At 71.1% G+C, this 17,986-nt stretch carries 17 protein-coding genes; 10 read left to right on the top strand and 7 right to left on the bottom strand.

The features are described from left to right. The 3 genes from rpoZ to metK all read left to right on the top strand — a co-directional run. Nucleotides 1–281: DNA-directed RNA polymerase subunit omega (gene rpoZ, locus A5646_RS16080; RefSeq protein ID WP_066873420.1), on the top strand; the 281-nt coding region annotated here is incomplete at its 5' end. A 23-nt stretch (nucleotides 282–304) separates the two neighbouring features. Beyond that, nucleotides 305–1,558 (top strand): bifunctional phosphopantothenoylcysteine decarboxylase/phosphopantothenate--cysteine ligase CoaBC, encoded by a 1,254-nt coding sequence (gene coaBC, locus A5646_RS16075; RefSeq protein ID WP_066880172.1) that lies wholly within the window; start codon nucleotides 305–307, stop codon nucleotides 1,556–1,558. Nucleotides 1,559–1,655: 97 nt separating this feature from the next. Then, nucleotides 1,656–2,867 (top strand): methionine adenosyltransferase, encoded by a 1,212-nt coding sequence (gene metK / locus A5646_RS16070; protein ID WP_066873426.1) that lies wholly within the window; start codon nucleotides 1,656–1,658, stop codon nucleotides 2,865–2,867. Here the strand turns inward: metK and A5646_RS16065 are convergent. Genes A5646_RS16065 through A5646_RS16050 form a run of 4 tightly spaced genes read right to left on the bottom strand, consistent with a single transcriptional unit; the run spans nucleotide 2,851 to nucleotide 6,930 of the window. Next, nucleotides 2,851–3,423 (bottom strand): pyridoxamine 5'-phosphate oxidase family protein, encoded by a 573-nt coding sequence (locus tag A5646_RS16065; protein ID WP_066880174.1) that lies wholly within the window; start codon nucleotides 3,421–3,423, stop codon nucleotides 2,851–2,853. The genes metK and A5646_RS16065 overlap by 17 nt on opposite strands. 16 nt (nucleotides 3,424–3,439) lie before the next feature. Further along, nucleotides 3,440–4,960, bottom strand: a complete 1,521-nt coding sequence (locus A5646_RS16060) for an NAD(P)/FAD-dependent oxidoreductase (protein ID WP_067022600.1) — start codon at nucleotides 4,958–4,960, stop codon at nucleotides 3,440–3,442. Nucleotides 4,961–4,970: 10 nt separating this feature from the next. Continuing rightward, nucleotides 4,971–5,933 carry an alpha/beta hydrolase gene (locus A5646_RS16055; protein WP_066880178.1) on the bottom strand — a complete coding sequence of 321 codons (963 nt, stop codon included), beginning with the start codon at nucleotides 5,931–5,933 and terminating at the stop codon, nucleotides 4,971–4,973. A 22-nt stretch (nucleotides 5,934–5,955) separates the two neighbouring features. Beyond that, the gene (locus A5646_RS16050; RefSeq protein WP_066880180.1) at nucleotides 5,956–6,930 is read right to left on the bottom strand and encodes an alpha/beta hydrolase; all 975 of its coding nucleotides are present in this window, start codon (nucleotides 6,928–6,930) and stop codon (nucleotides 5,956–5,958) included. Here A5646_RS16050 and A5646_RS16045 point away from each other — a divergent pair. The 3 genes from A5646_RS16045 (at nucleotide 6,929) to A5646_RS16035 (ending at nucleotide 10,417) form a co-directional block, all read left to right on the top strand. Then, nucleotides 6,929–7,699: a lysoplasmalogenase gene (locus tag A5646_RS16045; RefSeq protein WP_066880182.1), complete on the top strand. Its 771-nt coding sequence runs from the start codon at nucleotides 6,929–6,931 to the stop codon at nucleotides 7,697–7,699. The two genes, A5646_RS16050 and A5646_RS16045, sit on opposite strands and share 2 nt — an antisense overlap. Nucleotides 7,700–7,779: 80 nt before the next feature. Further along, nucleotides 7,780–9,804 carry a primosomal protein N' gene (locus A5646_RS16040; protein WP_197505213.1) on the top strand — a complete coding sequence of 675 codons (2,025 nt, stop codon included), beginning with the start codon at nucleotides 7,780–7,782 and terminating at the stop codon, nucleotides 9,802–9,804. A 127-nt stretch (nucleotides 9,805–9,931) separates the two neighbouring features. Continuing rightward, nucleotides 9,932–10,417 carry a MarR family winged helix-turn-helix transcriptional regulator gene (locus A5646_RS16035; RefSeq protein ID WP_066873446.1) on the top strand — a complete coding sequence of 162 codons (486 nt, stop codon included), beginning with the start codon at nucleotides 9,932–9,934 and terminating at the stop codon, nucleotides 10,415–10,417. A 6-nt stretch (nucleotides 10,418–10,423) separates the two neighbouring features. Here A5646_RS16035 and A5646_RS16030 read toward each other — a convergent pair whose 3' ends face one another. Then, nucleotides 10,424–11,251, bottom strand: coding sequence for a class I SAM-dependent methyltransferase (locus tag A5646_RS16030; protein ID WP_067022597.1), 828 nt, complete (start codon nucleotides 11,249–11,251; stop codon nucleotides 10,424–10,426). Nucleotides 11,252–11,428: 177 nt separating this feature from the next. Here A5646_RS16030 and fmt point away from each other — a divergent pair, with 177 nt between their 5' ends. The 4 genes from fmt to ribD all read left to right on the top strand — a co-directional run bounded on the left by fmt (nucleotide 11,429) and on the right by ribD (nucleotide 15,593). Then, a complete protein-coding gene (fmt, locus tag A5646_RS16025) occupies nucleotides 11,429–12,373 on the top strand; it encodes a methionyl-tRNA formyltransferase (RefSeq protein ID WP_067022595.1) in 945 nt (314 codons plus the stop codon). A 110-nt stretch (nucleotides 12,374–12,483) separates the two neighbouring features. Next, nucleotides 12,484–13,830, top strand: coding sequence for an RsmB/NOP family class I SAM-dependent RNA methyltransferase (locus A5646_RS16020; RefSeq protein WP_156765618.1), 1,347 nt, complete (start codon nucleotides 12,484–12,486; stop codon nucleotides 13,828–13,830). Nucleotides 13,831–13,881: 51 nt separating this feature from the next. Continuing rightward, entirely contained in the window at nucleotides 13,882–14,571 is a 690-nt protein-coding gene (gene rpe, locus A5646_RS16015) for a ribulose-phosphate 3-epimerase (RefSeq protein ID WP_066860151.1), read from the top strand. Continuing rightward, nucleotides 14,568–15,593 carry a bifunctional diaminohydroxyphosphoribosylaminopyrimidine deaminase/5-amino-6-(5-phosphoribosylamino)uracil reductase RibD gene (gene ribD / locus A5646_RS16010; protein WP_067022590.1) on the top strand — a complete coding sequence of 342 codons (1,026 nt, stop codon included), beginning with the start codon at nucleotides 14,568–14,570 and terminating at the stop codon, nucleotides 15,591–15,593. Before rpe ends, ribD begins: the two co-directional genes overlap by 4 nt. On the opposite strand, the gene A5646_RS16005 is transcribed toward ribD, so the two are convergent. Together A5646_RS16005 and A5646_RS16000 are read right to left on the bottom strand one after the other, a co-directional pair. Continuing rightward, complete coding sequence (locus A5646_RS16005; protein ID WP_066879877.1) at nucleotides 15,590–17,170, bottom strand: MFS transporter; 1,581 nt, start codon at nucleotides 17,168–17,170, stop codon at nucleotides 15,590–15,592. The genes ribD and A5646_RS16005 overlap by 4 nt on opposite strands. Beyond that, nucleotides 17,167–17,874, bottom strand: a complete 708-nt coding sequence (locus tag A5646_RS16000; protein WP_066860162.1) for an LppX_LprAFG lipoprotein — start codon at nucleotides 17,872–17,874, stop codon at nucleotides 17,167–17,169. Before A5646_RS16000 ends, A5646_RS16005 begins: the two co-directional genes overlap by 4 nt. Nucleotides 17,875–17,986: the final 112 nt, after the last annotated feature.

Genomic DNA, 17,986 nt, shown 5'->3' with positions numbered 1-17,986 from the left:
GGTTCGATCCGTCCGCCGGGGGACAGGGCGCCTACGACACCCCGCTGGGCATCACCAACCCGCCCATCGACGAGCTGCTGGACCGCGTCTCGAGCAAGTACGCGCTGGTGATCTACGCCGCCAAGCGGGCCCGTCAGATCAACGACTACTACAACCAGCTCGGCGAGGGCATCCTCGAATACGTGGGCCCGCTGGTCGAGCCGGGGCTGCAGGAAAAGCCGCTGTCGATCGCGATGCGCGAGATCCACGGCGACCTGCTCGAGCACACCGAGGGCGAGTAACAGGGCCGGGCCGGGCGCGCGCTGTGGACAACCGCGATCGGGTCGCGAAAAGAGTGATCGTCGGGGTCTCCGGCGGTATCGCCGCCTACAAGGCGTGCACCGTCGTTCGGCAGCTCGCCGAGGCCGGTCACTCGGTCCGCGTCATCCCGACCGAGTCCGCGTTGCGTTTCGTCGGCGCCGCCACATTCGAGGCGCTCTCCGGCCAGCCGGTGCACACCGGCGTCTTCACCGACGTGCCGGAGGTTCCGCATGTCCAGCTCGGTAAGCAGGCCGACCTGGTCGTGGTGGCACCCGCCACGGCGGACCTGCTGGCCAGGGCCGTCCACGGCCGCGCCGACGACCTGCTGACCGCCACGCTCTTGACCGCGCGATGTCCGGTGCTGTTCGCCCCGGCGATGCACACCGAGATGTGGTTGCACCCGGCCACCGTCGACAACGTCGCCACGCTGCGCCGCCGGGGAGCGGTCGTGCTCGAACCGGCCGCCGGGCGGCTCACCGGGACGGACAGCGGGTCCGGCCGGCTGCCCGAAGCCGAGGAGATCACCACCCTGGCGCACCTGCTGCTCGACCGTCACGACGCGCTGCCCTACGACCTGGCCGGCTGCAAGATGCTGGTCACCGCCGGCGGCACCCGGGAAGCCGTCGACCCGGTGCGCTTCATCGGCAACCGCAGCTCCGGCAAGCAGGGCTATGCGGTCGCGCGGGTGGCCGCCCAGCGCGGCGCCGAGGTCACGCTGATCGCCGGGCACACCGCCGGGCTGATCGACCCCGCCGGGGTGGAGGTGGTCCACGTCAGCTCGGCCGAGCAACTGGGCGACGCCGTGGCCAAGCACGCGGCCGAGGCGGACGTGCTGGTGATGGCCGCCGCGGTCGCCGACTTCCGGCCGGCCCGGGTTGCGGCCGCCAAGATCAAAAAAGGTGTCGAGGGGCCGCCGACCATCGAGTTGATCCGCAACGACGACGTGCTGGCCGGTGCGGTGCGGGCGCGCGCCAACGGCGAGCTGCCCAACATGCGGGCCATCGTGGGGTTCGCCGCGGAGACCGGTGACGCCAACGGCGACGTGCTGTTTCACGCCCGGGCCAAACTGCGCAACAAGGGTTGTGACCTGTTGGTCGTCAACGCGGTCGGTGACGGCCGGGCCTTCGAGGTGGACAACAACGACGGCTGGCTGCTGGCGGCCGACGGTACCGAGTCGGCGCTGCAGCACGGCTCCAAGACATTGATGGCCAGTCGTATCGTGGATGCGATCGCCGCGTTCCTGCACGGCGGCGGGTAATACGGTTCGGTTTTCCTGTGGCGCCAGGCCAGGTGCTGGCCGGCCCGATACCAACCGATATAATTCGGCTAACTAACTAATTGGAAGGGTTGAGATTGTGAGCGAAAAGGGTCGCCTGTTTACCAGTGAGTCGGTGACTGAGGGACATCCCGACAAGATCTGTGACGCGATCAGCGACTCCGTGCTCGACGCCCTGCTGGCGCAGGACCCCCGCTCACGCGTCGCGGTCGAGACGCTGGTCACCACCGGACAGGTGCACGTGGTGGGCGAGGTGACGACGACCGCCAAGGAGGCGTTCGCAGACATCACCAACACGGTTCGCGAGCGCATCCTCGAGATCGGCTATGACTCGTCGGACAAGGGCTTCGACGGCGCGTCCTGCGGCGTCAACATCGGCATCGGCGCGCAGTCGCCCGACATCGCCCAGGGCGTCGACACCGCCCATGAGGCGCGCGTGGAGGGCGCCGCGGACCCGCTGGACGCCCAGGGCGCCGGCGACCAAGGCCTGATGTTCGGCTACGCGATCAACGACACCCCCGAGCGGATGCCGCTGCCGATCGCGCTGGCCCACCGGCTGTCACGCAAGCTGACCGAGGTCCGCAAGAACGGCACGCTGCCCTACCTGCGCCCGGACGGCAAGACCCAGGTCACCATCGAGTACGAGGACGACGTTCCGGTGCGGCTGGACACCGTCGTCGTCTCCACCCAGCACGCCGACGGCATCGACCTGGAGAAGACGCTGGACCCCGACATCCGCCAGCACGTGCTCAAGACCGTGCTGGACGAGCTGGCCCACGACACGCTCGACTCCTCGGCGACGCGGGTGCTGGTCAACCCGACCGGCAAGTTCGTGCTCGGCGGCCCGATGGGCGACGCTGGCCTGACCGGCCGCAAGATCATCGTCGACACCTATGGCGGGTGGGCCCGCCACGGCGGCGGCGCCTTCTCCGGCAAGGACCCGTCCAAGGTGGACCGGTCGGCGGCCTACGCGATGCGCTGGGTGGCCAAGAACATCGTCGCCGCCGGACTGGCGGAGCGGGTCGAGGTGCAGGTGGCCTACGCCATCGGCAAGGCCGCCCCGGTCGGGCTGTTCATCGAGACGTTCGGCACCGCGACGGTCGACCCGGTCAAGATCGAGAAGATCGTGCCCGAGGTGTTCGACCTGCGGCCCGGCGCGATCATCCGCGACCTGGACCTGCTACGTCCGATCTACGCGCAGACCGCCGCCTACGGGCACTTCGGCCGCACCGACATCGAACTGCCGTGGGAGCAGCTGAACAAGGTCGACGACCTCAAGCGCGCGATCTAGGCGCCGGGTGGTCGGCGTCTAGCGCCGGCAGCCCGTCGATACTGCGCCGGTTGCGCTTGACCAGCCGGCCGTACTGGTCATCGGTCGCCTTGCGGTGCGCCGCGTCGAGCACCGGCCGCTCGTCGACGAGCTCGTAGTAGGGCACCGCGAACCCGCACGCGTCGGCGATCCGCTCCACATCGACCACGATGATCGTGCGGACCCCGGCGTGTTGCTCGCCGAAATGCCGCATCAGCCCGGCGAATTCGGCGTCGTCGGGGCGGACCACCCGTCCGGTGCCGAACAGCCGCAGGATCCGCGAGTTGCGGGTGAACGAGCAGAACATGACGGTGATGCGGCCGTTGTCGCGCAGATGGGCCACGGTCTCCACGCCGCTGCCGAACAGATCCAGGTAGGCCACGGTGTGCTCGTCGAGCACCGCGAAGGTGTCGCGATACCCCTTGGGGGACAGGTTGATTCGCCCACCCTCGGACGGCGCGGTGGCGACGAAGAATACGGCCTGCTCCCGGATGAAGTCGTGAAGCGACCCGTCGATGCTTTCGAATTCCTTCGCCACGGGTGCAGCGTAGCCGCTACCGGGTGAACCGGTAGTCGTCCAGATCGAATCGCCGGCTGCGCCAGTACACCTCCGGGGTGGTGCCCGGACGCAGCGGCACGTCACCGTTCTTGTCGAAGTAGTAGCTGTTGGCCAGCCGGCAGCTGTCCTGCCAGAAGATCTGGCGGGGCCGCCGGCGCATCATCTCGGCGAAGTAGCGGTCGTTGGCCTCCTGGGTCACCTCGACCCGGGTCGCGCCGACGCGCTTGGCCCGCTTGAGGCAGCGCACGATGTGATGCGTCTGCGCCTCGATCAGCGCGAAATACGAAGAGCCGACGTAACCGTACGGGCCGAACACGGTGAACAGGTTGGGAAATCCCGGCACCGTGACGCCCTCGTAGGCCTGCAGCCGATGCTCATCCCAGAAGCGGCTCAACGACTTTCCGCCGCTCCCGGTCACCGCGAAGGTGGGCACGTTGTCGGGGTCCATCACCTTGAAACCGGTCGCCAGGATCAGCACGTCGATCTCGTGGTTCTCGCCATCGGTGGTGGCCACCGCGTCGGGGGTGACCTTGTCGATCGGTTCAGTGACCAGCCGCACGTTGTCGCGGTTGAACGTGGCCAGGTAGCCGTTGTGGAAGCCGGGGCGTTTGCAGCCCACCGCGTAGCGCGGGGTGAGCTGTTCGCGCACGGCCGGATCCCGAACCTGTTGCCGCAGATACGATTTCCCCAGCGAGGCCATCCGCTTGGCCAGCGGCAGCACCGTGAAGTAGTGCGCCGAGATGGGGAAGGTGAGCTCCACGTAGGCCTGGCTGAGCAGGCGCTGCAGGAACTTGCCACCGGGAATGCGCATCGCCCAGCGCGCCGGCGCCGGCAGCGGGACGTCGAACTTCGGGAAACACCAGATCGGGGTGCGCTGAAATACCGTGAGCGACGACACGATCGGCGCGATCTCGGGAATCACCTGCACGGCCGAGGCGCCGGTGCCGATCACCGCGACGCGCTTACCGCGCAGATCCTGGCCGTGATCCCACCGCGCGGTGTGCATGGTGATGCCGCCGAACGAGTCCACGCCGTCGATGTCGGGCAGGTTCGGCACCGTCAGCACGCCGCAGGCGCTGATCAAAAACCGGGCGGTGATTCCCCCGCAAGCGGGAGGTGCCCCCGCGCCGGCCGGGTCGGTCTGCACCCGCCACAGGCCGCGCTCGTCGTCATACTCGGCGGTTTGCACCTTGGTGTTGAACCGGATCCGCGAGCGGATGCCGTACTTGTCGGCGCAGTGTTCGGCGTAGGCCTTGAGCTCTCGGCCCGGCGCGTAGGTCCGCGACCAGTGCCGGCTCTGCTCGAACGAGAACTGGTAGGAGAACGACGGAATGTCCACGGCGATACCGGGATAGGTGTTCCAGTGCCAGGTGCCGCCGACCCCGTCAGCGGCCTCGATCACCAGGTAATCGGGCAGCCCGGCCCGGTCCAGGTTGATCGCCGCACCGATGCCGGAGAACCCGGCTCCGATGATCAGCGTGTGATAGTCGGGGGTTTCGTCTTGGTGCGGGACCATCGTTGCCTGCCTAGGGGTGCAGTGCCTTGCGGAGCGCCGCCAGGCCGCGCTCGGTGGCCTCGGCGGCGGCGGGTATCGCCAGCGCGAAACTGACGAATCCGTGTACCAGGGTGGGCTCGTTGGTCAGCTCGACCGGCACGCCCGCGGCGCTGAGCAGCTCGGCGTAACGGGCCCCGTCATCGCGCAGTGGATCGTGTTCGGCGGTCGCGATGTAGGCGGGCGCCAGCCCGGACAGATCCGCGGCGTTGGCCGGAGCCATGGTGATGGGCAGCGCCTTCGGGTCGGTGAGATCGAGATCGGGCACGTACCAGGACAGGAACGCGTCGATGACGTCGCGGTTCAGCATCGGCGCCTCGGCGTTGTCGGTGAACGACGGCAGGGACAGATCCGCGGTGACCGTGGGGTACCACAGCAACTGGAAGCGCAGCGCCGGCCCGCCGTTATCGCGGGCCAACAGCGCGGTCACCGCGGCGAGGTTGCCGCCCGCCGAGTCACCGGCCACGGCGATGGCGTTCGGGTCGCCGCCGAGCTCGGCCGCGTGCTCGCCGACCCATCGCAGGGCCGCCCAGCAGTCGTCCACGCCGGCCGGGAACGGATGCTCGGGGGCCAGCCGGTAGCCGACGGACACCACGATGGCCTCGGCGCCGACGGCGTGCGCGCGGGCCACCGGGTCGTGGGTGTCCAGGTCGCCCAGGCAGAACCCGCCGCCGTGGTAGAAGACGACCACCGGCAGCGGGCGCAGCTCGCTGTCGGGCCGATAGATGCGCACCGGGATGTCGGTGAGCCCGCCGTGGGCGATGGTGCGGTCCTCGATTCGCAGGTCCGGCAGCATCGACGGCGGCACCTTGAGCAGCTTGAGCCGCTTGCGGGCGACCTCGACGCCGTCGGCCTCGCGAAACGTCATCGGATAGGCGTCGAGCAACGCCTTGAACGTCGGGTCGATCCCGGGCCGGGCGATGGTCGGCTCGCTCATGGGTTCACCGTACGCCGCGGGCTCACCCGTGCAGGGCGGTTCGCAGCGCCGCCAGCCCGGCCTCGAGCGCCGCGGTGGCCGCGGGCACCACGCCGGCGTACCCCAGGTAGCCGTGCACCAGCGTCTCGGCATTGTGCACCTCGGCGGCGACACCGGCGGCGGCCAGCAGCTCGCCGTACCGGATGCCGTCGTCACGCAGCGGGTCATAACCGGCGACGGCGATGTAGGCGGGCGCCAGGTTGCGCAGGTCTTTCGCGCGTCCCGGCGCCATGTCCGACGGCGGATTCGACATGTCGACTTCGCCCGCGTACCAACGGGAGAACTCCGCGACGGCCTTGACGTCCAGGATCGGTGCGGTCGCGTTTTCGGCGAACGACGGCAGCGACGCGTCCCACATGGTCGACGGGTACCACAGCAGCTGGAACACGATCGGCGGGGCGCCGTTGTCGCGCGCCCGCTGTGCCACCGCGGCGGAGATGGTGCCACCGGCCGAATCCCCGGCGACGGCGATCCGGGTCGCGTCGCCGTGCAGTTCGGCGGCGTTCGCGGCGACCCAAAGCGTTGCGGCCCAAGCGTCTTCGACGGCGGCGGGGTAGGGATGCTCGGGGGCCAGCCGGTAGTCGACGGACACCACGATCGCGTCGGCGCCGACCGCGTGCTGACGCGCCGTGCCGTCGTGGGTGTCGAGGTCGCCGATGACGAACCCGCCGCCGTGGAAATACAGCACGACGGGCGCTGCGTCACCGCCCGGCTGGTCGTTGGAATGGCTTGGCGGCCAATAGATCCGGACAGCGATTGAGCCCGCAGGCCCGGGAATCGTGCGGTCCTCGACGCGCAGCTCGGGATGCAGCGGCCGGCGCGGCAGGTCGCGGAACCGCTGGCGCGCCGCGTCGATGCCGTCCTCGGTGGATAGCCGGAAGGGAACCGCATCCAGTACCTTCTGCAGGATGGGGTCGATAGCGGGTTTCTCGTCGGCTGTGTTATCCAAGCTGGGCATGGACGTACCGTACGCACCTCGTCTGGTGGCCGGCGCCTGGGTGGTGGCCGGCTGGGTGGCCCTCGGCTACGGCATCTACCTGACCGTGCTGGCGCTGCGCTCGCCGCCGGGCATCGAGCTGACCGGCCACTGGGTGCTGCAGCCGGCGTTCAAGGCCTCGATGGCGTTGCTGCTGACGCTGGCCGCGGCGGGGCACGCCGTCGTGCGCGAGCGGCGGTGGCTGATGCCGGCGCTGCTGCTGTCGGCCATCGGCGACTGGGTGCTGGCGATCCCGTGGTGGACGCTGTCCTTCGTGGTGGGCCTGGCCGCATTCCTGTTGGCGCACTTGTGTTTTGTCGCCGCGCTGCTGCCGCTGGTGCCGGCGTTCTCGGGGGCTTCCAGGGAGGCGCGGCCGTCGACGGTGCGCCTCGTCGCGGTGGTCCTGATGGGTGCGGCGTCGCTCGGGCTGCTGGCCTGGTTCTGGCCCCACCTGGGCGCGGAGAAGCTGACGCTTCCGGTGACGCTCTACCTCGTCGTGTTGACCGCGATGGTGTGCACGGCCCTGCTGGCGAAACTGCCGACGATCTGGACGGCGGTGGGCGCGGTGTGTTTCGCGGCCTCGGATTCGATGATTGCCATCGGCCGCTTCATTCTGGGCAATGAGGCGCTGGCCGTGCCGATCTGGTGGTCTTATGCGGCGGCCCAGATCCTGATCACGGCCGGGTTCTTCTTCGGCCGCGAGCTTCCAGCGGACGCCGCCGGGGACGCCACGGCGCCCGCCGAGAGCTGATTGTCGCCGGTGCCCGGTACGCTGCGGACCCCGACTTCTAAGTCATTGGATGACAACATGATTCGCGGCCCGGGGGCGCGGTGAGCCCCTGCGCGCGCACGCCCGTCGAGGTGGAGCCCATCGCCCGGGTGCTGCCGATGCTGTCGGTGCCGCATCTGGATCGCGAGTTCGACTACCTGGTGTCGGCCGAGCAGTCCGACGACGCCCAGCCCGGGGTGCGGGTGCGGGTGCGCTTCCACGGCCGGCTGGTCGACGGGTTCGTGCTGGAGCGCCGCACCGACACCGACCACACCGGCAAGCTGGGCTGGCTGGATCGCGTCGTGTCGGCCGAACCGGTGCTCACACCGGAAATCCGCCGGCTGGCCGACGCGGTCGCGGCCCATTACGCCGGGACCCGCCCCGACGTGCTGCGCCTGGCCGTGCCGGCCCGGCACGCCCGCGTCGAGCGCGAGCCCCCGGTCAGCCGGGATCCGGCGATCCCGGAGCCCGTCGACCCGTCGGGCTGGGACGGTTACGCCCGGGGAGCCCAGTTCCTCGGGGCCCTGGCCGAATCGCGGGCCGCGCGGGCCGTCTGGCAGGCGCTGCCCGGCGAGTCGTGGACGGACCGCTTCACCGAGGCCGCCGCGCAAACCGTGCGGACCGGCCGTTCGGTGCTGGCGATCGTTCCCGACCAGCGCGACCTGGACGCGCTGTGGCAGGCCGCGACGGCGCGGATCGACGAGGGCAGCGTGGTGGCTCTGTCGGCCGGCCTGGGTCCGGCGGCCCGTTACCGGCGGTGGCTGGCGGCGCTGCGGGGCACCGCGCGGTTGGTGATCGGCACCCGCAGCGCGGTGTTCGCGCCGCTGAGCGACCTGGGGCTGGTGATGGTGTGGGCCGACGCCGACGACAGCCTGGCCGAGCCGCGGGCGCCCTACCCGCACGCCCGCGAGGTGGCGATGCTGCGCGCGCATCAGGCCCGGTGCGCGGCCCTGATCGGCGGTCACGCGCGCACCGCCGAAGCGCACGCGCTGGTGCGCAGCGGCTGGGCGCACGACATCGTCGCGGCGCGGCCGGTGGTGCGCGCCCGCACGCCGCGGGTGATCGCCCTGGACGACACGGGTTATGCCGACGAGCGCGACCCGGCGGCGCGCACGGCGCGCGTCCCGTCCATCGCGCTGCGCGCCGCCCGCTCGGCGCTGCAGGCCGCGGCGCCGGTGCTGGTGCAGGTGCCGCGCCGGGGTTACGTCCCGTCGCTGGCCTGCGCGCGCTGCCGCACCATCGCCCGCTGCCGGCACTGCACGGGGCCCCTCTCACTGACCGAGTCGCTACCGGCGGGCGGCGCCGCTCTGCTGTGCCGCTGGTGCGGCCGCGTCGACCCGACGCGACGGTGCGCGCGCTGCGGGTCCGACGCGGTGCGCGCCGTCGTCGTCGGGGCGCGGCGCACGGCCGAAGAGCTCGGGCGCGCGTTTCCGGGCACGGCGGTGATCACGTCCTCGGGTGACGGTGTGGTGCCCGAGGTCGCGGCCGGTCCCGCGCTGGTGGTGGCCACCCCCGGCGCCGAGCCGCGGGCGGCCGGTGGTTACGGGGCGGCGCTGCTGTTGGACACCTGGGCGCTGCTGGGCCGGCAAGACCTGCGGGCCGCCGAGGATGCGCTGTGGCGCTGGATGAGCGCCGCCGCGCTGGTGCGTGCCCGCGGCGACGGCGGCGTGGTGATGGTGGTTGCCGAATCGTCGCTGCCCACAGTGCAATCGCTGATCCGCTGGGACCCCGTGGGTCACGCGGAGGCCGAGGTGACCGCGCGGGCCGAGGTGGGTCTGCCGCCCAGCGTGCACATGGCGGCCATTGACGGGACGGCCGGCGCGGTCACCGCGCTGCTCGACGAGGCCCGGCTGACCGACCAGGAGTCCCTCCACGCGGATGTGCTTGGGCCCGTGGACCTTCCGCCCGGGGTGCGCCGCCCGGCCGGAACCCCGCCCGGCGCGCCGGTGACCAGGATGCTGGTGCGCGTGCCCCGTCAGCAGGGGCTGGCGCTGGCCGCGGCGCTGCGGCGCGGCGTCGGTGTGCTCAGCGCCCGGCAGACCCATGAGCCGGCCCGGGTGCAGATCGACCCGCTGCACATCGGGTAACCTTCATGAACCGTTACCCTGGGCGACAATATGTGCGTGCAATAATCCCTTTTTACGACATTAGAAGGTTGCTACACTTTCTCATCCTTAGCCGCCGACAGGCCGGAACCATCCGGGGAGGGGCGATATGACAGCGGACAACACCGCGGTTGACGAGTCATTGGACGTCATCACCGACGCTTTGCTGACCGCCTCCCGTTTGCTGATGGCGATCTCGGCGCGCTCGGTGGGCCAGGTCGACGAGACCATCACCATCGCGCAGTTCCGCACGCTGGTGATCCTGTCGAATCGCGGCCCGGTCAACCTCGCCACCCTCGCCGGCCTGCTGGGCGTGCAACCGTCGGCCACCGGCCGGATGGTGGACCGGTTGGTCGCCGCCGGCCTGATCGACCGGTTGCCCCACCCGACCTCGCGGCGCGAGCTGCTCGCCGCGCTCACCACGCGCGGTCGCGACGTCGTCCACCAGGTGACCGCGCACCGGCGCGCCGAGATCGCGGCCATCGTGGCGAAGATGCCGCCGCCGGAGCGCCACGGCCTGGTGCGGGCGCTGACGGCCTTCACCGCGGCCGGCGGCGAACCCGACGTCCACCTGGACGCTGAGGTCGACCTGTAGGCCGCCCTAGCCGGCCCGCTTCTCGGCGGTCACCAGCAGGTATTCCCAGCCCATCGTGCCGTCGGTCAGGTGTTGTTGCGCGAGTTCGATGAGCTGGGCGTCGAGCTCGGCGGCCAGCACGCGGTTGTGGCCGATGTTCGCGTAGGCCTCGATCGTCGGGCCGTAGTGCTGCTTGAAGTACGCGTGCACGGCCTCGGCGCTGTCGAATCGGTTGACCGCCAACATGCCTCGCGTCGCGGTGAGGTCGCTGATCTGGTCGCCGAGCAGCGCGGCGACGTAGCCGGGGCGCCCCCAGAGCGCCGCCGGCGGCGCGGGGTGCGACAGGCTCGGCCGGTAGGGCCGAATGGTGGCAAGCATCCGGCCGAAGAATCCCTCGGGGGTCCAGCTGATCACGCCGATGGTGCCGCCCGGGCGGCAGACCCGGACCAGTTCGGTCGCGGCGCGCTGCTGGTTGGGGGCGAACTGCACGCCGATCGCCGACATGACGACATCGAATTCACCGTCGCCGAACGGCAGCGCCTGCGCATTGGCTTCCCGGTAGTCGAGGGTCAGGCCCCGCGCCGCGGCCCTGGCCTGCGACCGGTGCAGCAGCTCGGGGGTGAGGTCGGTGGACACCACGGTGGCGCCGGTTGCGGCCGCGGGCAGCGAGATGTTGCCCGAGCCGGCGGCGACGTCGAGAACCCGCACGCCCGGCCCGATGCCGGTGGCCTCGACCAGGGCGGGTCCGAGCGGGGCCATCACTTCCTCGGCCATCAGCGCGTAGTCGCCCAGGGCCCATACCGTGCGATGCGTTGCGGCCACCGAGGCGTCGCTGATGGAAGCGTCGAGGGTCATCTAGACCTCCTTGAGAGGGGAAGGGGTTGTCTTTCGACCTCGTTGTCGACGTGATCGGCTGAGCGGTTCACACCGGAAGACACTGACTCCTGGAAATAGTAGCCATAAGCAATAGTGTACGCACGCACATTCCGCCGGCGGGTCCGGCCCGCGTCAGCCGCTTTCTAGACTGACCCGGTGCGCCTTGTTTTCGCCGGAACCCCCGAACCCGCGCTTCCCGCATTGCGCCGCCTCATCGACTCGCCGCGTCACGAGGTGGTCGCGGTGCTGACCCGTCCCGACGCCGCGGCGGGACGGCGCGGCAAGCCGGAGCCGTCCCCGGTGGCCCGCGAGGCGCTCGAGCGCGGCATCCCGGTGCTGCGTCCGTCGCGGCCGAACTCCGACGAATTCGTCGGCGAGCTGACGCGGTTGGCCCCGGACTGCTGCCCGGTGGTGGCCTATGGCGCGCTGCTGCGCGACGGCCTGCTCGGGGTGCCCCCGAAGGGCTGGATCAACCTGCACTTCTCGCTGCTGCCCGCCTGGCGCGGCGCCGCCCCGGTGCAGGCGGCCATCGCCGCGGGGGACAGCATCACCGGGGCCTCGACGTTCCGGATCGAGCCCAGCCTGGACTCGGGCCCGATCTACGGCGTGGTGACCGAGACCATCCGGCCCACCGACACCGCCGGGGAATTGCTTGGGCGACTGGCTGTTTCGGGTGCCGAACTGTTGTCGGCCACGCTGGACGGCATCGCCGACGCGACCCTGACGCCGGTGCCGCAACCCTCCGAGGGGGTCAGCATCGCGCCGAAGATCACCGTCGAGCAGGCCCGGGTGCGCTGGGACCTGCCGGCCCAGGTCATCGACCGCCGCATCCGTGCCGTCACCCCCAACCCCGGCGCGTGGACGTTGCTCGGCGACCTGCGCATCAAACTTGGCCCGGTGCAGACTGCCGACGCCGTGACCCCCGGCCCCCCAGAACCGTTGCCGCCCGGTGCCATTCACGTGGACCGCAAGAGCGTCTGGGTCGGCACGGGTTCGGATCCGGTGCGGCTGGGCCAAATCCAGCCGCCCGGAAAGAAATTCATGAGTGCGGTCGACTGGGCGCGCGGTGCGCGGCTGGACCCCGCGGTGCGGGCGACGTGACCACCGGCCGCGACAGGCCGGGGCGGGGGCGGCCGGAGCGCAAGCCGCCGCGTCCGCAGCAGCGCGACCGCCGGCCCCAGCAGCGCGACCGCCGGCCGCCGCGCCGGCCGCTGGACCCGGCCCGCGCCGCCGCGTTCGACGTGCTCCGGGCGGTCAGCGAGCGCGACGCGTACGCCAACCTGGCCCTGCCCGCGCTGCTGCGCGAACGCGGAATCACGGGCCGGGACGCGGCTTTCGCCACCGAACTGACCTACGGCACCTGCCGCAGCCGGGGCCTGCTCGACGCCGTCATCGGCGCGGCGGCGGGACGCTCGCCGCAAGCCATCGACCCGGTGCTGCTCGACCTGCTGCGCCTCGGCGCGTACCAGCTGTTGCGCACCCGGGTGGACGCGCACGCCGCGGTGTCCACCACCGTCGAGCAGGCGGGAATCGAATTCGATTCGGCGCGAGCGGGTTTCGTCAACGGGGTGCTGCGCACCATCTCAGGGCGCGACGAGCGGTCCTGGGTTGCGGAGCTGGCGCCCGACCCGGTGCAGGATCCGATCGGGCATGCCGCGTTCGTGCATGCGCACCCCCGGTGGATCGCCCAGGCGTTCGCCGATGCGCTGGGCGCCGCCGCGACCGAACTCGACGCGGTGCTGGCCAGCGACGACGAACGGCCCCAGGTGCATCTGGCCGCCCGGCCCGGCGCGCTGACCGCCACCGAGCTGGCCGAGGCGGTCGGCGGCACGGTGGGCCGCTATTCGCCCTACGCGGTGTACCTGGCGGGTGGCGATCCCGGGCGGCTGACGCCGGTGCGCGACGGCGCCGCGCTGGTCCAGGACGAGGGCAGCCAGCTGGTGGCCCGGGCGCTGACGCTGGCCTCGGTCGACGGGGACGGCGGCCGGTGGCTGGACCTGTGCGCCGGCCCGGGCGGCAAGACGGCCCTGCTGGCCGGGCTCGGCGCGGCCTCGGGCGCCCGCGTCACCGCGGTGGAGCCGGCGCCGCGGCGCGCCGATCTGGTGGTGGAGAACACCCGCGGACTGCCGGTCGACGTGCTACGGGTCGACGGTCGGCATACCGATCTCGAGCCGACCTTCGATCGCGTGCTCGTCGACGCCCCCTGCACCGGCCTGGGGGCGCTGCGTCGCCGCCCGGAGGCCCGGTGGCGGCGTCAGCCCGCCGACGTGCCGACGCTCACCAAGCTGCAGCGCGAGCTGCTGGGGGCGGCGATCGCGCTGACCCGCCCGGGCGGCGTGGTGCTCTACGCCACCTGCTCGCCACATCTGGCCGAAACCGTCGGCGTGGTCGCCGACGCGCTGCGCCGCCACCCGGTGAGCGCGCTGGACACCCGGCCGTTGTTCGAACCCATGGACAAGGGAGCCGACCTGGGCGACGGGCCGCACGTCCAGCTCTGGCCGCACCGGCACGGCACGGATGCGATGTTCGCGGCCGCGTTGCGCCGCGAAGCGGGGTAGCGGCACGCGCCGGATGTGAAGCGGGCCGCGCGGCTCAGTAGTCTGGCGCTCATGCCTCGCAACATCGCGGGACCTTTGATCGCGCCGTCGATCCTTTCCGCTGACTTCTCCCGGCTCGCCGACGAAGCCGCCGCCGTGACCGGCGCCGACTGGCTGCACGTCGACGTGATGGACAACCACTTCGTGCCGAACCTGACCCTCGGGCTGCCGGTGGTCGAGAGCCTGCTGGCCGCCACCACCATCCCGATGGACTGCCATCTGATGATCGAGGACCCGGACCGCTGGGCGCCTCCCTACGCCGAGGCGGGGGCCTACAACGTCACCTTCCACGCCGAGGCCACCCAGAATCCGGTCGGCGTGGCCCGCGACATCCGCGCCGCCGGCGCCAAGGCGGGCATCAGCGTGAAGCCGGGGACCCCGCTGGAGCCCTACCTGGAGATCCTGCCGCAGTTCGACACCCTGCTCATCATGTCGGTGGAGCCCGGTTTCGGCGGCCAGAGCTTCATCCCCGAGGTGCTGAGCAAGGTGCGCACCGCGCGCAAGCTCATCGAGGCGGGGGAGTTGACGATCCTCGTCGAGATCGACGGCGGCATCAACGCCGACACCATCGAGCAGGCCGCCGAAGCCGGCGTCGATTGCTTCGTCGCCGGGTCTGCCGTGTACGGCGCCGAGGATCCGGAGGCCGCGATAGCGGCCTTGCGGCGCCAGGCGGCCGGCGCCTCCCCGCACCTGCGTCGATGACGGCGCCGGCGGGCGAGGGCCTTGACGCCGCAATGCGTTTGGCGATCGACCAGTCCAACCACGTCAAGGGGACCACGTATCCGAACCCGCCCGTGGGGGCGGTCATCCTGGACGCCGGCGGCGAGGTCGTCGGCGTCGGGGCCACCGAACCCGCCGGCGGCGATCACGCCGAGATCCTGGCGCTGCGCCGGGCCGGCGAACTGGCCGCCGGCGGCACCGTCGTCGTCACCCTCGAGCCGTGCAACCACTACGGCAAAACCCCGCCGTGCGTGAACGCCCTACTGGACGCGAAGGTGGGCACCGTGGTGTACGCCGTCGCCGACCCTAACCCGGAGGCCGCCGGCGGGGCCGCGCGGCTCGAGCAGGCGGGCGTGACGGTGCGTTCCGGCGTGCTGGCCGACGAGGTGACCGGCGGCCCGCTGCGCGAGTGGCTGCACAAGCAACGCACCGGGCTGCCGCACCTGACCTGGAAATACGCCGCCAGCGTCGACGGCCGCAGCGCGGCCGCGGACGGCTCCAGCCAATGGATCTCCAGCGAGGCCTCGCGGCTGGACCTGCATCGGCGCCGCGCGGCGGCCGACGCGATCGTGGTGGGCACCGGCACCGTGCTGGCCGACGACCCGGCGTTGACCGCCCGGCTGCCCGACGGCTCACTGGCCGGCCGGCAACCGCTGCGGGTGGTCGTCGGGATGCGTGAAATACCTTCGGAGGCAAAGGTTCTCAACGACGATTCGCGAACCATGCTGATCCGCACGCACGACCCCATGGAGGTGCTCAAGGCCGTCGCGGACCGCACCGACGTCCTGCTGGAAGGCGGCCCGACCCTCGCGGGCGCCTTCCTGCGGGCCGGGGTGGTGAACCGGATCCTGGCCTACGTCGCGCCGACCCTGCTGGGTGGTCCCGTCACCGCGGTCGACGACGTGGGGGTGACCACGATCGCACGGGCGCTGCGCTGGCATTTCGACGGCATCGACCGGGTGGGGCCCGACGTGGTGCTCAGCCTGGTGCCGCGCAGGGGCTAGCGCTCTCCCAGCGAGACGGCTTGCGGCTCAGCGATTTCCGGCTCCTCGGCGTGCTCCTTGCGGCCGCCGATCAGCAGGCCCAGCAGCGCTCCGGCGATGCAGATCACGACGGTGGCCGAGAAGATGTCGCCGTACATCTGGGCGAAGGCCTTGAGGTACATGGTGCCCTGGGCGGCGATGCGCTCCAGCAACGTGGCGTTGGGCGGGATCGCGGCCGTCAGGCCCGCCACGATCTGGTTGAACCGGTACAGGCCCCACGCGCTGAGCGCGGCTACGCCGATCAGCATGCCGGTCATCCGGGCCACCACCACGGCCGCCGAGGCGATGCCGTGTTGGGCGGACGGGACCACGCGGAGCGCGGCGGAGGTCAGCGGCCCGATCACCAGGCCGAGGCCCACCCCGGCGACCAGCAGGTCGGCGTGCAGCGCGGGCACGCTGAACACCCCGAAGATGTTGTGCTTCTGGCTCATGACGTCCTGGCGCCAGAAGTGGATCAGCCAGTAGCCGTAGGCCGCGATGAGCAGCCCGACGAAGGTCATGATCCGGTCACCGACCCGGGTGGCGATCCACCCGCCCAGCACCGCACCGATCGGCAGCGCGATCAGGAACCACAGCAGCAAGCCGGCGGCCTGCGTCTGGGATTGCCCCAGCACGCCCTGGCCGAACAGCTCGACGTCGACCAGCGTCACCATCAGCGCGGCACCGGCGAACAGCGAGGCGCCCAGCGCGGCCAGGAACGGGCGGAAGTGCACGCCCGCTGGCTCGATCAGCCGGGTGCGTGCGAACCGCTCCCAGATCAGGAACAGCGCGGCGACCACGACCGCGCCGATGACCAGCGGCAGTCCGTAGCTGGGCAGGATCTGCTTGCCGTCGGGTTGCGGGTTGTAGAGGCCGATCACGGCGAGGCCCAGGGCGACCGCCAGCAGCACACCGCCGACCAGGTCGACCTTTTCGGGCTCCTCCACCCGCTCGTGCGACGGGAGGCTGAACTGGATCATCACCATGGCGATCAGCGTCAGCGGGACGTTGATCCAGAACACGTAGCGCCAGTCGTGGAACAGGAAGACGATGAAGATCCCGTACAGCGGGCCCAGCACGCTGCCGAGCTCCTGCGCGGCCCCGATGCCGCCCAGCACGCCGGCGCGATTGCGCTGCGCCCACAGGTCGGCGCCCAGGGCGAGGGTGACCGGCAGCAGCGCGCCGCTGGCCACGCCCTGGATGGTGCGGCCGCCCACCAGGAGGTGGAAGTCGCCCCAGTGACCGGCCAGCGCGGTGACCACCGAGCCGACGATGAACAGCGCCAGGCTGACCTGCAGCACCAGCTTGCGCCCGAACCGGTCGGAGGCCCGGCCCAGCAGCGGCATGGCGGCGATGTAGCCCAGCAGGTACATCGTGATGATCCAGGTGATGCGCTGCAGCTGGTTAATCGGGATGTGAACGTCGGTCATGATGTCGCGCATGATCGTCACGACGACGTAGGCGTCCAGGGCGCCCAGCAGGACCGCCAGGCTGCCCGCGCTGATCGCTACGCGGCGCCCGGTGTGGCGCCCGGCCGGGGCCTCGGTCTCAGCGGTCACGAGCTCACCGGGGGCTTGGTGACCTGAACCTGCTCGCCCCAGTTGGACAGGGTGATCTGGGCGGAGTTGCCCGAGCTCTTCTGCAGGTTGGCCTGGACCAGCTGGTGGTCACCGGACTCCTGGATCCAGACCGTGCTCGGCACCGGTTGCGTCGCGTTGAACTGCGGAACGATCTTGTTCACCGCGTCCGCCGAGACGTTTCCGCTGATGCGAATGGTGTTCTGCCCGTTGATGTTGTCGCGGCCCTCGGCCTTGGCGTTGGTGAAGTTGGCCAGCGCGTTGCCCAGCCCACTGTCGGGGTTGAGCAGCACCGAGACGTCATAGACGTCGGCGGCCTTGCCGAAGTCGCTCCACTTGTTCGGGGTCAGGGTGGCGTACAGGGTCCCGTCGAGCACCACGAAGTTGGCGTCGATGTCGGACCCACCCAGGGTGATGGTGGCGTTTCCCTGTGCGGCGGTGGCCGGTGCCGTGGTGAGGTCACCGGTCAGCGTCTTGATGGGCAACCCCTGGATCTTGCCCTGGACGCTGAGCGCGATGTGCGCGCTCTTCACGTTCTTGGTGGCGTCGGCCGACTGCTTGACCAGGGTCGTGGCGTCGGGAAGCGGTGCGCCGCTCTGCTTTGAGCCCGACGAGCAGCCGGCGATCAAGGCGGTGGCGAGGGTCAGGGATGCGATGACGGCCGATAGACGGCGGCGGGTCTGCATACTCTGCATCGTAGAGGGTGCCGGTGACTGCCCTGACGAACGCGGGGTCCCGGTGTCGCGCGGGCGCCGGTGTTTGCCCTGCTCATCCGCCTGGGAGTGGGCCAATTAGCCT

Origin of the sequence: Mycobacterium sp. 1245499.0, assembly GCF_001673615.1 — a bacterium.
GTDB lineage: Bacteria > Actinomycetota > Actinomycetes > Mycobacteriales > Mycobacteriaceae > Mycobacterium > Mycobacterium europaeum_A.
Note: the sequence above shows the minus strand (reverse complement) of the source record. Positions and strands in the feature narration are given on the sequence as shown.

Coding starts and splice junctions, on each gene's coding strand:
- A5646_RS16060 (WP_067022600.1), bottom strand. CDS start 4,960: ATGGTCCCGCACCAAGACGAAACCCCCGACTATCACACGCTGATCATC.
- A5646_RS16055 (WP_066880178.1), bottom strand. CDS start 5,933: ATGAGCGAGCCGACCATCGCCCGGCCCGGGATCGACCCGACGTTCAAG.
- A5646_RS16045 (WP_066880182.1), top strand. CDS start 6,929: ATGGACGTACCGTACGCACCTCGTCTGGTGGCCGGCGCCTGGGTGGTG.
- A5646_RS16050 (WP_066880180.1), bottom strand. CDS start 6,930: ATGCCCAGCTTGGATAACACAGCCGACGAGAAACCCGCTATCGACCCC.
- A5646_RS16035 (WP_066873446.1), top strand. CDS start 9,932: ATGACAGCGGACAACACCGCGGTTGACGAGTCATTGGACGTCATCACC.
- A5646_RS16030 (WP_067022597.1), bottom strand. CDS start 11,251: ATGACCCTCGACGCTTCCATCAGCGACGCCTCGGTGGCCGCAACGCAT.
- rpe (WP_066860151.1), top strand. CDS start 13,882: ATGCCTCGCAACATCGCGGGACCTTTGATCGCGCCGTCGATCCTTTCC.
- ribD (WP_067022590.1), top strand. CDS start 14,568: ATGACGGCGCCGGCGGGCGAGGGCCTTGACGCCGCAATGCGTTTGGCG.
- A5646_RS16000 (WP_066860162.1), bottom strand. CDS start 17,874: ATGCAGACCCGCCGCCGTCTATCGGCCGTCATCGCATCCCTGACCCTC.